14 protein-coding genes and 1 tRNA gene are annotated in these 12,740 nt (G+C 30.0%); 11 read left to right on the top strand and 4 right to left on the bottom strand.

What is annotated here, in order from left to right; genetic code table 11:
- Positions 1–68 precede the first annotated feature (68 nt).
- The 4 genes from O3802_RS06250 to O3802_RS06265 form a co-directional block, all read right to left on the bottom strand.
- Entirely contained in the window at positions 69–974 is a 906-nt protein-coding gene (locus O3802_RS06250) for a cation diffusion facilitator family transporter (RefSeq protein ID WP_371458758.1), read from the bottom strand.
- 151 nt (positions 975–1,125) lie between these two features.
- Positions 1,126–1,779: a DUF1129 domain-containing protein gene (locus tag O3802_RS06255; protein ID WP_371458759.1), complete on the bottom strand. Its 654-nt coding sequence runs from the start codon at positions 1,777–1,779 to the stop codon at positions 1,126–1,128.
- A 21-nt stretch (positions 1,780–1,800) separates the two neighbouring features.
- A complete protein-coding gene (locus tag O3802_RS06260) occupies positions 1,801–2,127 on the bottom strand; it encodes a PadR family transcriptional regulator (protein WP_371458760.1) in 327 nt (108 codons plus the stop codon).
- 215 nt (positions 2,128–2,342) lie between these two features.
- Positions 2,343–2,426: transfer RNA gene (locus tag O3802_RS06265), tRNA-Leu, on the bottom strand.
- Between the two features lie 354 nt (positions 2,427–2,780).
- On the opposite strand from O3802_RS06265, the gene spxA reads away from it, so the two are divergent.
- The 11 genes from spxA (at position 2,781) to tig (ending at position 12,727) form a co-directional block, all read left to right on the top strand.
- On the top strand, positions 2,781–3,179 hold the full coding sequence (gene spxA, locus O3802_RS06270) for a transcriptional regulator SpxA (protein ID WP_004633246.1): 399 nt from the start codon (positions 2,781–2,783) through the stop codon (positions 3,177–3,179).
- Between the two features lie 149 nt (positions 3,180–3,328).
- Positions 3,329–4,207, top strand: coding sequence for a CvfB family protein (locus O3802_RS06275; RefSeq protein ID WP_371458761.1), 879 nt, complete (start codon positions 3,329–3,331; stop codon positions 4,205–4,207).
- Between the two features lie 5 nt (positions 4,208–4,212).
- Positions 4,213–4,494, top strand: a complete 282-nt coding sequence (locus O3802_RS06280) for a hypothetical protein (protein WP_004633243.1) — start codon at positions 4,213–4,215, stop codon at positions 4,492–4,494.
- Between the two features lie 112 nt (positions 4,495–4,606).
- On the top strand, positions 4,607–5,527 hold the full coding sequence (rnz, locus tag O3802_RS06285; RefSeq protein WP_371458762.1) for a ribonuclease Z: 921 nt from the start codon (positions 4,607–4,609) through the stop codon (positions 5,525–5,527).
- A 16-nt stretch (positions 5,528–5,543) separates the two neighbouring features.
- A complete protein-coding gene (locus O3802_RS06290) occupies positions 5,544–6,101 on the top strand; it encodes an NUDIX hydrolase (protein ID WP_371458763.1) in 558 nt (185 codons plus the stop codon).
- 3 nt (positions 6,102–6,104) lie between these two features.
- Entirely contained in the window at positions 6,105–6,551 is a 447-nt protein-coding gene (locus tag O3802_RS06295) for a Fur family transcriptional regulator (RefSeq protein WP_371458764.1), read from the top strand.
- Positions 6,551–7,006 carry a DUF4064 domain-containing protein gene (locus O3802_RS06300; RefSeq protein ID WP_371458765.1) on the top strand — a complete coding sequence of 152 codons (456 nt, stop codon included), beginning with the start codon at positions 6,551–6,553 and terminating at the stop codon, positions 7,004–7,006. Before O3802_RS06295 ends, O3802_RS06300 begins: the two co-directional genes overlap by 1 nt.
- 333 nt (positions 7,007–7,339) lie before the next feature.
- Positions 7,340–9,682, top strand: a complete 2,343-nt coding sequence (locus O3802_RS06305; RefSeq protein WP_371458766.1) for a penicillin acylase family protein — start codon at positions 7,340–7,342, stop codon at positions 9,680–9,682.
- Between the two features lie 139 nt (positions 9,683–9,821).
- Positions 9,822–10,499 carry a YggS family pyridoxal phosphate-dependent enzyme gene (locus tag O3802_RS06310; RefSeq protein ID WP_371458767.1) on the top strand — a complete coding sequence of 226 codons (678 nt, stop codon included), beginning with the start codon at positions 9,822–9,824 and terminating at the stop codon, positions 10,497–10,499.
- 24 nt (positions 10,500–10,523) lie between these two features.
- Positions 10,524–11,222, top strand: coding sequence for a M48 family metallopeptidase (locus tag O3802_RS06315; RefSeq protein WP_371458768.1), 699 nt, complete (start codon positions 10,524–10,526; stop codon positions 11,220–11,222).
- A gap of 236 nt (positions 11,223–11,458) precedes the next feature.
- Entirely contained in the window at positions 11,459–12,727 is a 1,269-nt protein-coding gene (gene tig / locus O3802_RS06320; RefSeq protein ID WP_371458769.1) for a trigger factor, read from the top strand.
- Positions 12,728–12,740 lie beyond the last annotated feature (13 nt).

Below are 12,740 nucleotides of genomic sequence, written 5' to 3' on the forward strand. Positions count from 1 at the left end.
AAACAAGTGAAGCTAGTAAAAAAAATAAAACTACCCTTTAAAAATAATAAGTTATTTTTGAGAGTAGTTTACGATTGTGCTTGTAATGTAGGATGACAATCTATACCATGTGGTTCGAGGTGAACTAATGTTTCACAATAATAGAATTCACTTGCAAGTTTTTTCTCTATATTGACGGTGATTTCATGACTCTTTTTAACATTAAGCGTAGGGCTAACCGTAACTGTAATATCAATAAAATACAATAACCCGTGTGTACGTCCTTTAGTATCAACTATAGAAATAACACCATCAATATCTTTGACAAGATCATTAACTTTTTCGATTACTTCGGTGTCAACGCCATCGGTAAGAACATAGGTAGATTCTTTGAAAATATTTATTGCGGTCCAAACTATAAGTGCGCCAACAATAATGGCTACTATAGAATCAGCAATAGGAAAACCTAAATATGTTGCAACAATTCCGATTAAAGTACCTAGAGAAACAAGAGAGTCACTAAGATTATCTAAAGCTGCAGCTTGTAAAGATTTACTACCTAGCTTTTTAGATAGACCAATATTGTAAAAATATACACCTAGCATAATAACACACGCTATAAAAGCAACAATAGCTGATAATATATTAGGTTGTTCATAGCTATTAGTTATAATTTTTTCTACAGCGTAAATTATAACTTCTATTCCTGCATAGAGCATAATAAAAGAGGCGATAAGTGTTGAAATAAGTTCTGCTCTAAAGTGACCATAGAGATGATCTTCATCAGCAGGTTTTCGAGAAATTTTTAGACCTACAAGAACACAAATCGAAGAAATTACGTCGGTTGCATTATTTATTCCATCAGCAACAAGTGCAGAAGAACGGAAGATAAAACCTGCTCCTAATTTTAATATAGTAAGGAATAAGTATGATAAAATACTTAGTTTAGCACCTTGTTCCGCCTTTTTTAAGTTGTCAAAAATAGAATTATGCATAATCTCACCTCCTGTATCATTGTTTTAACATTATAACAAGTTTAAAAAAATTATTCAAGAATAAAAATGTTATTTTTAAAATAAAATTATTTGCTATAGGTGAACTTTTTCAGAAAAGAAAGCTCGACGAATTGTTGTCGAGCATAATAGATTATAATTTTTTAGAATAATATTTTTTAAAAGTTAAATAAACATAAGTAATTGCTAGTATACTAAAGGTAGCATAGAGGTATAAAAAGTTATTTGAAAGTTCAATTCTTACAGTTAGATAATAAGGAAATACACTTAATTTTTCTAAGATTGTGACTAAGAATAAAGATATTTCAAATAATACAAGAGATGTAAAGTAAATTAGCCATTTATTTTTTTCTGTTTTTTTATAAAGTAGTAGATAAATGCACATACCAGATCCTAAAATTAGTACCAAAATAGAAAATACTGTTAAGTATGGTTGGATGCTTTTAGCGAAAATTGAAGGAAATAAAAGACTTATTATTAAAATTAAGATATAGGATAACATAAATCGATATGTAGTTGTTTTATTTTCTTTTGGTAATAATTTAATTATCGAATCAGGTAGTTTGTTTATATCATTACCAAAAGTTTCAGGAAAGTTTTTCCCTTGCTTTTGATATGCAATTAAATCTTGTAATATTTCTAATAATTGAATTTCTAGTACAGCTTCCTTAGCTATTATAGCTTTCGCGCGACAAGCAATCAAAAGTTCTTCGTAATATTTTTTATTTTCTTCATTAAGTTGCATTCTTAGTTTATTATTATATTCTAATAAATTTTGAATGTTCATAAGAGCCCCTCCTTTTTTATCTTAGTCATTTTTTAAAATCTCAGTTATCGTTGTACTTATATTGCTCCATACATCTTTAAAATTAACTATATATTTATTACCTTCCTCAGTAATCAAATAATACTTTCTAGGAGGTCCAAAGTTACTTTCTTTTAAATAACTAACAACCAAATTTTCTTTTTCTAATTTCATAAGTAATGGATAAATAGTTCCTTGAGCAACTATATCTAGACCATATTTGGAAAGTTGTTCAGTAATTTCATAGCCATACATATCTTTATTTTTTATTAGTTGAAGTATACATGCTTCTAAAGTTCCTTTTAATATTTGAGAAGTGTTAATTTCCATTAAAAATCTCCTTTCAACGAGTTGAAAAATCTTATTTGAAAGAACTATCTTGTTATACATAATAGTATCATAAACCCGTTACCTTGTAAAGCAAAATAGCTGGAGGTAATAAATTAGATGAGTTATTATAAAGTAGTAATTTTTAGTAACTTTTATTCCGAAAAAAGTATAAACAACAAAAAAGACAAGGCTTAAAAACCTTGTCTTAATCATTATACCAGCAGCCGGGGTCGAACCGGCACGATGTTGCCATCGCTGGATTTTGAGTCCAGTGCGTCTGCCAATTCCGCCATGCTGGCATAGATATATATTAACACATGAATATCTATTTGTCAATTTCACTTTATAGACTGCAAGTGTCAGGGGAGAAATATTAATTTATTTTTAAAAATTTATGAGAACTCTAACTAAAAATTTTATAGAGAAATTCTTAGAGAATTCATGAAATATTTCGAGGAATAGCTAAAAAAACTAGCTATTAATTTATTAAAAACATTTATTATTAAGGACATATTTTTTAAGGGTTTTCAGTTGGCAAAGTAAAATATTTCTTCAATATTATATTGCCAAAGGAGTATATATGTAGTATAATATAATAGTATATAGAATTATAAAAATATTAATGTTATTTTTATAAAGGAGTGTGAGTGCTGGTGGTTGTTACATTGTTTACATCGCCTAGTTGTACTTCTTGTAGAAAAGCAAAAGCTTGGCTTATAGAAAACCATATTGACTTTGTAGAGAGAAATATTTTTTCTGAGGCACTGACAACGGATGAAATTAAAAATATTTTATCTATTACAGAGCATGGTACAGAGGATATTATTTCTTTTAGATCAAAAACTTTCCAAAAATTAAATCTAGATATTGAGAGTATGTCGATTCAAGAGTTGTATAAAGTTATTCAAGATAATCCAGGGATGCTTAGAAGACCTATCATAGTAGATGATAAAAGATTACAAGTAGGGTATAATGAAGATGAAATAAGAAGGTTCCTCCCTAAGGAGATAAGAGTAAATCAATTAGAACAAATAAAGAATATGGTTAAGTAAGTACACCTTGATACTGCTTTTACCGCGTGATTTAAAGGTTGATATTGGGTGTCAGCCTTTTTTTTATGAAATAAATAGAAGTATGAATTGATATAAGTAATTGAATAAATCTAGAATAATAGTTAAAATATAAAAGAAAGAGGTATTAGATGGAAAAAGAAGATATTAAGTATATAACAGGAGAAATTCACTTTTTGGAGCTAGTGGAGAAAAAGAGTTCGTCATTAGTTTTTAAAGGGCCAAGCGATGAAGAAATAAGTTGTAATGAATCAGATGTAGAGAGTTTAGATGATTATGAAGTTGGCGAAGAATATTCTATGTTTGTTTATCCCTCAAGAAGTGGGAAATTATTCGCCACACCAAATACTCCAGAAGTTATCTATGGTGATTATGCTTTTAGTAAAGTTGTAAAAGTAGAAGAAGATAGAGTAGGATTAGATATTGGATTTTCTCGTGAAATTCCTCTTCTAGGAGAAGATTTACCAAAATTAAAGAGTGTTTGGCCAAAAGAGGGGGATGAATTATTCATAACTCTACGCCGTGACTTTAGTGGACAATTGTTTGCGCGTCTTGCGACAGAAACTATTATAAGTTCTCTTTATTCAAAAGCACCAAAGAGTTTGAAAAATAAAGATATAGAGGCATATCCATATCGTTTGATGCGTGTAGGTACATTCCTATTATCGAAAGATGGTTATAAGATTTTTGTTCACGAAAGCGAACGTGAACGCGAACCACGACTTGGAGAAAAAGTTACTTTGCGTGTTATTGGGGTTAAAGATAATGGTGAAGTTAACGGTTCGTTTTTACCACGTGCTCATGAGAGAATGGATAGTGATGGGCAAGCTATTATGGACTATATTGAAAACAACGGCTACTGCGAATTTACTGATAAATCGTCGCCAGAAGATATTAAAGCTGTGTTTGGTATGAGTAAAGGTAGCTTCAAGCGAGCGGTTGGAAGATTATTTAAAAATAAATTGATAATGATAGAAGAAGATGGATTATATAAACGTAAAGGAAGATAATTATTATGAAAAAAGTAAAATTAGATAAAAATACATTATTAGGTGGAATAATTTTAGAAAATGAACGCTATCAAGTAGTTCATATGAACCTAAAAACAGGGAACCAAACTGACTCATATAGCAATGATAAAACTATATTATTACTGAATATTAGTGGTAAAATAACAGTTGCTTATGATGAACAAGTAGAAATAGTTAATGAATTTGAACTATTAGAAATACCAGCGGGGTCTGAGCATGTTATTACTTGTTTACAAGATGCCCAGGTTTTTGTAGTAAAACTATAAAAAGAAAACTTCAGAGAAGATAGTATTTCCACTCTGAAGTTTTTCTACAGAGTATACTAAAGAACAAGGTAATAATATCAAATCTGAATAATTTGAAAGGAGGATAGAACATATGAAACTACAATTTTTAGGAACAGGAGCAGGACTCCCTGCAAAATTTAGAAATACGCAAAGCTTTGTTTTTAATTTTATGCAAGAGCTAAAGGAGTGTTGGATGTTTGATTGTGGAGAAGCGACACAACACCAAATTTTAAGAACAAATATTAAACCGACTAAAATAACAAAAATATTTATTAGTCACTTGCATGCTGATCATATATTAGGTCTTATCGGCTTTTTATCTTCGCGTAATTTTCTTTTAGACAGTAAGGAATCGGGAGTAACAATATATGGTCCAGTAGGAATAAGGCAATTTGTTGAACAAAATCTTCTGTTCACACATTGTTCACTTAACTTTGATGTTAAATACGTTGAATTTTCTAGCGAACAGTGTATAATAGATAATAAAACTGTAGTAGTATCCGCCTATCCTCTAAACCACAATATAGAGTGTTTTGGCTATAAAATTATCTTTAAAAATCAAAAGGGAAGCTTAGATGCGGAAAAATTAAAAAAATTAGGGATAATGCCGGGACCATTTTATAAAAATATAAAAGAACAGGATAGTTTTGTTTACAACGGAACTACATATAATTCTTCTGAGTTTTTATCGGAAGATAAACCAAAAAAAGAAATTGTAATTATTCCAGATACGAGATATTTTCCACAGTTAAATGAGTTTGTGAAAAATAGTGATATTATTATTTCAGAGTGTACTTATTTAGATGAAAAAGATGCACATCATGCTAGGAAAAATTATCATTTAAGTATTTTGGATATAGAAAACTTTATTATAGAGAGTACAGTAAAAAGATTATTTTTAACGCATATAAGTGCAAGATATGATGTTGATACAGAAAAAAGCGTGGTAGAAAAAATAGATAAAACTATTAAAGTATCAATTGCCCATGATCTTGATGAATATAATTTATAAGTAATTGGAGGAAGTTATGAGAAAAGATTTAGAAGAAAAAACAATATCTATTGAGAAAATTTTTAAAGGTAAAGTTCTTGATGTAGAGGTACATACAGTAAGTTTACCTGATGGAGAAGTGTCAGAACGTGAGCTTATAAATCATAGGGGAGCAATAGCAGTTCTTGCGTTGACAAAAGATAATGAAGTAATTTTAGTTGAACAATATAGAAAAGCAATTGAGGCTGTGACATTAGAAATACCAGCAGGGAAATTAGAGCCTGGAGAAGATAATAAAAAACTTTCTGCAATCCGAGAATTACAGGAAGAAACAGGATATACAGTAACAGAAGATCAATTAGAAAAAATCTGTGATGTCCATGTTGCACTAGGATACAGCTCGGAGTTAATTACGATTTACTTTGTAGAAGGACTAGAACATGCAGGTGAACAAAATCCTGATGATGATGAATTTATTAATTTAAAAAAATACCCATTAGATGAAGCTTTTAGACTTCTTGATGAAAATATTATAACTGACAGTAAGACTATGTTGGCATTAGCGTACTTAAAAAATAGGAAAGGCACGAAATAATATATGAATATTTATGATGAAATAATAAAAATTATTCAAAAATCTCCATATAAACTCACACCACAAAGAGAGAAAATTGTTGAGATTTTAGTAGAGAATAGCGAGCTGCATTTGAGTGCAGAGGAATTGTATTTTATCTTAAAAGAAAAAACACCAGATATTGGTATAGCAACGGTGTATAGAACATTAGATATTTTTTATGAATTAAAAATTTTAGAGAAAATATCATTCAGCAATGGAGTTTCTAAGTATCATTTAAGACAAAGTGTTGATGGACAACTGCACCATCATTTAATATGTACTAACTGTAATACGATAGAAAAAGTTTCTAATCCAATCTTTAATAAACTTATCGAGTACATGAAGAAAGAATATTCTTTTGAAGTACAAGATAATTCATTAGCGTTTTATGGAACTTGCGCTAAGTGTAAAATAAAAGGTGATAGATAATGGTTTTTGAAAAATCAGAAAAAACTTTATTAGTTATTTCAAGTATTGTGTATATTATTTATGTAGTTTTTATTGGCGGAATGATAAGCATATTTAAAGAGTATGTAGGAAATGAATATCTACGAACAAAGATTGTTAATCAGATTCGTGAGCAAACAAGACTAACACAAGATAGTGCTAATGTTTCGACTAAAGATATGCATTTTATTTTTCAAGTAATGGGGCAACTTGCTTGGCCATATTTCGCATTGTTAATAATACTGTTTTTATTATTAATATATGTACTATTTAAGAAAAATATTAATCATAATGTTGTTGCATTTTTATTGTTAGTATATAGTATTTTATTACTTATTTTCAGCCTAGGATTATTATTTATTAGTTGTATAATATACTTCTTTTTAGGCGTTAGAATAATATTGAAAAGGAATTCACAAAAATATAATAGTGTTTAAAAAAGTTTGGGGTATCTTTACTTCAAACCTTTTTTAAAAATTTTTATAAAAATATAGTTTAATTAAAGAAGAATGATGAGATTATATTTATAAAACATGGAGAAAAGTAGAAAATATAAAATAATAAACAAAAGATGAATTATAAAGAATGGAAGTCAGTTTATAAAATATAAAAAGATATGCTTTATCCATTATATATGACAAAAAAGTGTTTAGCATAGAATATTGATATATAGAATACTTATTTCTTAAGAAAACTCCATTTGCAAAACAGTAATATTATTACTATAATTGAAAAATATACTAGTTCATAAGAAAATAGTAGGAGGTATTATGAGTAAAAAAGTATTTAAAATTATTAAAAGATTAGTAATAGGATTATTGGCACTTTTAGTTATTGGTGCTGGTTATGGATATTATTTTGTGAATAAGTCATTACCGACGATAGAAGGAAAAGTCGAGGTGAATTTTTTAGAAAATAATGTCAAAGTAACTCGCAATAACAAAGGTATTCCGACGATAGAAGCACAAAATGAAAAAGATTTATATCGAGCACAAGGATATGTTCATGCTCAAGATAGGTTGTTTCAAATGGATTTAGCTCGTAGACAAGCGAGTGGTAGATTATCTGAAATTGTAGGGAAAGCCGCTTTAGAAACAGATAAAAAGTTTTTAGTATTTTCATTGCGTAAAGCAGCAGAGGATTCATATGCAGGCTATTCAGATGAGGCTAAAAAAATCTTGGAGGATTATGCAGAAGGAGTTAACGCTTATATTGATGAGGCGGTAAAAAATAATAAATTATCATATGAGTTTTCTTTATTAAATTATAAACCAGAAAAATGGACAGCTATTGATTCGCTAACAATTGGGAAGTATATGGCTTATGATCTTGGAGGACATTGGGATCACCTAGGATTTAACTCTTGGGTTCTAAATAATTTAGGAGAAGAAAATTTAAAACAATTATTGCCGGAAAGCTTTTCGAAAAATAAAGATAATGAAGATATTATTAAAGCTAACCTAGGTATAGATGTTAAAGTAGATGAGAAGGTAGCTAATACAGAACGTCCACCTATGGAAAATGGTAGTAATAACTGGGTAGTTTCTGGGAAGAAGACAAAATCAGGGAAACCTTTATTAGCTGATGACCCACACTTAGGGCTTGCAACACCATCAGTATGGTATCAAATGAGTCTAAATACTCCTGACAATAAAGTTTCTGGTGTTATTTTCCCAGGTATCCCAGGAATTATTCTAGGTCATAATGAGCATATAGCTTGGGGTGTTACTAATTTTGGTCCTGATGTTCAAGATTTATATATCGAAAAACGTGATGCAAATAACCCACATCGTTTTGAATATGATGGAAAGTACTACGATGCACAGGTAGATTCTTACAATATAAAAGTTAAAAATGGAAATGATGAAAAATTTGATGTAGTAAGAACAAAACATGGTCCAATTATTGATGAATTATTAAAACCTCTTGGAGAGACTAATAAGAGTTTTTCTATGCAATGGACAGCTTTAGAGTCAACACAAGAATTAGAAGCAATTTTAAAAATTGATAAATCTAAAAACTGGACAGAGTTTGAAAAAGCATTAGAAGACTTTAAAGCACCAGCTCAAAACTTTGTTTTTGCAGATAATGAAGGTAATATTGGCTATAAATCAAACGGTAATGTCCCTATTCGTAAAAAAGGTGATGGGAATTTACCAGTTCCAGGATACAGTAGTGAGTACGGATGGGATGGTTATATTTCTTTTGATAAATTACCAAAAGTTATTAATCCAGAAGAAGGTTTTATTGCGACTGCCAATACAGAAACATATAAAACAGATTATCATACTTCAAACGTTTGGGCACAACCGTATAGAAAAGCAAGAATTGATGAAGTGTTAAAAGCTAAGAATGATTTAACAGTAGATGATATGAAAAATCTTCAAATGGATACCAAAAATCTATATGCACAGGAATTTTTAAAAGATTTATTGAAAAACACATCAGTTTCTAACAAAGATGTATATAATAAATTAAATAGTTGGGATTACATGGATAATAAAGATGAAGCAGCACCGTTAATATATGATACATGGATGCGAGTTATTCGTGAAAAAATCCTAAAAGATAAGATGAGTCCGGAAGCATATAAATTTATGCCGCATAAAGAAAGCTATGTAGATAAGATTTTACGAGATGCTCTTACAGGTAAGAAAATAAATCTTATCGAAGAAAAAGGAGGCCTTAATAAGGTTTTAGAAGAAAGTCTAAACACAGCCATATCAGAACTTAAAACAAAATATGGAGAAGATGTAAATTCATGGAAATGGGGAGCTAATCACAAACTAGGTTTTAGACATCCGTTGTCAAAATCTTCAGATATATTGGCGTATTTCCTAAATCCAAAAGAATATCCGATTTCAGGATCTAAAGTAACTGTCCAAGCAGCTAAACAAACTGACGATGGTTTGGTAAATCATGGTGCTTCTTGGAGATTTGTTTATGATTTCGATACAAAAGTAGGACATCATGTAGTTGGTCCAGGACAAAGTGGACACTTTATGAGTGATTATTATAATGACCAAGTTCTTGATTGGGTAGAAGGAAAATATACACCTGAAACTATAGGAAAGATAGAAGGAAAAACTTTGGAGTTAGTCGCTAAAAAATAAAATAATAAACACAAGGAGTAGAGTTATAGTACTAGGCATTTTGGTGATAGAAAGGGTCTAGTGCAATTAGCCTGCTCCTTATATTTTTGCTTAAAATATGGTAAGATGATATTATAGATTAAATTTAGAGGTAATAAAGGTGAATGTAAAAAACAATTTAGAGAAAATTAATAACGATATAAAAAATATTTGTCAAAAAAGCGGTAGAAATTTCGAAGATATTACCTTAATAGCTGTAACAAAATATGTTGGTGATGAGCGAGTGAAAGAAGCGCAAGAAGCGGGTATTCATGGTTTTGCCGAAAATAGAGCTGTTAATTATGCTGAAAGAAAAGAAAAGTTTCCTGAGGCTACTTGGCATTTGATAGGAAGTTTACAAACAAGAAAAGTACGAGATGTAATAAACAAAGTGGATTATTTTCACGCCTTAGATCGTGAGAGCTTAGCGGTTGAAATAGAAAAAAGAGCAGAACATGTAATTAATTGTTTTGTACAGGTTAATACATCTGGAGAAGAAAGTAAACATGGTTTAACACCTGAAGAGGTATTAGAATTCATTAAAGGTTTAGAAGAATACCCAAAAATTAGAGTTGTTGGACTTATGACAATGGCTCCATTTCTAGAAGATAAGGCAACATTGCGCAGTTGTTTTAGAAAATTAAGAGAACTTCGTGATGAAATAAAAGGCTTATGTTTAGAATATGCCCCGTGTAAGTTTTTATCGATGGGGATGAGTAATGATTACGAAATAGCGATTGAAGAAGGCGCAACCCATATAAGAATAGGAACAGCGCTAGTAGGGAATGAGTTGAAATAATAAGACGAAGGGAGGCTTATTATTGTGAACAAAAAATTAAAAGTAGGGGAGTTAGATGTCACTGTGAAATACCGTAAAGGTATGAAAAGAATTTATCTACGAGTAGAAAAGAATGGTGATATAGTTGTCAAAGCCCCTTTTAGAACGCCAAATTATATAATTAAAAAGTTGATACATGATAATATAGCCGAACTAAAAAAATGTCAAAATAATATTATCAACAATTTACTTGAAAAAAGAGAATATAAAACAGGTGAAACTTATTTTGTTTTCGGGCAAGAGCTGCCTTTAGAAGTTGTAAATTCTAATAAAAATACCTTGATAATAACAGAAGAAAAAATAGTATTAGTTGTAAAAGATGAAAACCAAGATAGAGAGAAAATATTTCAAAAGGGTATAAGAGAAAAACTTCGCCAGCAAAGCCTTTACTTTATAAAAAAATACGAGCTGATAATGAATGTTAAAGCAAACGAATTGCGTATTAAAAAGATGAAAACACGTTGGGGTACATGTAATCTAGAAGCTAAGCGCATATGGATAAATGAAGAACTTGTAAAATATCCAATATCTTGCCTTGAACATATTATAGTTCATGAACTAACGCACCTGTTGGAAATTAATCATACACCTAAATTTTATAAATTATTAGAGTACTATTATCCAAATTATAAACAAAATGATATATTAATAAAAGACTTTAATCGGTATTTAAATGGGAGATAATGAGGAATAATATAGGCTACTTAAGGTGAATTTTGCTAGATACTAGTATGTATAAAAAAAGAGTTAGTATTAAAGCTCATTTGTTAAAAAAATATAGTGTAAAAACTCTTGGAAAGTACATTTTAGGACGCTAATAATTGACTTTTTATTACATTTACTATATAATTAATCAAGAGTTTTTAGTATTTTATACTAATATTTTTGTAATACTAAAAAGTATTTTGGAGGAAGAATAAATGTCACAAATTTTAAATCAAGAAGATGGAAAAGTAGTTATTTCATTTTCAGCATCAAAAGAAGAGTTTGCGAAAGGATTAGATAGTGCATTCAAGCGCGCTGTAAAACGTGTTAATGCACCAGGATTTAGAAAAGGTAAATTACCAAGAGCCGTATTTAACCAAATGTACGGTGAAGAAGCATTATACCAAGATGCAGTAGATGCAGTATTACCAGCTGCCTACACTAAAGCTATTGATGAGTTAAAAGTTTCACCATTAGCTATGCCAGATATCGATGTAAAAGAAATCAGCAAAGAAAATGGAGTAACATTTGAAGCAGTAGTTACTGTTAAACCAAATGTAGAATTAGGTGAATACAAACACTTAGGAATTAAAAAAGAAGAAGTAGAAGTAACTGAAGCTGACGTAGAAGAAAGATTAGAAAGATTACTAAGTAACCAAGCTGAATGGCAAATCAAAGAAGGTGAAGCTAAAAAAGGAGATATTGTAGTTATCGACTTTAAAGGATTCATTGGAGATAAGGCATTTGATGGTGGAGAAGCCAAAGGATATGAATTAGAATTAGGTTCAGGTTCATTCATCCCTGGATTTGAAGATCAATTAGAAGGGAAAGCTGCACCGGTAGATACTGAAGTTAACGTAACGTTCCCAGAAAACTATCAAGTAGCTGACTTAGCTGGAAAAGAAGCAAGATTTGAAGTAACAATTCACGATGTAAAAGAAAAAGTTTTACCAGAATTAACAGATAAGTTTGTTAAAGAATTTTCAAAAGAAGCGGCTTCAACAGTAGCTGAATATAAAGAAAAATTAAAAGAAGAAATTAGAGTTCAAAAAGAAGAAGCGGCTGCAAAAGCTTATTCTGATAAAGTAATTTCTACAGCAGTAGAAAATGCAAAATTAACAGTTCCAACAAAACTAATCGATCAAGAAGTTAATTCTATGTTTGAACAATTCGCTGGAAACTTATCACGTCAAGGGTTATCATTTGAATTATATGAACAATTCACTGGTAAAGGTGCTGATGAGCTTAAAGCAGAAATGCGTTCTGATGCTGAGAATAAAATCAAAACTTCATTCGTATTAGGAGAAATTGCAGAAGTTGAGAAAGTTGAAGTAACAGATGCTGATATCGATGCAGAAGTAAAAGAACTTGCAACTATGTACAATATGACAGAAGAAGGAGTAAGAACACGTATTAGTGTAGAAGACCTTCGTGGAGAATTAGTTATCCAAAAAACTGTTGAATTCCTAAAAGAAAACAACTAATTATATAAAGCAA

Origin of the sequence: Gemella sp. 27098_8_92 (assembly GCF_041433685.1) — a bacterium.
Lineage (GTDB): Bacteria > Bacillota > Bacilli > Staphylococcales > Gemellaceae > Gemella.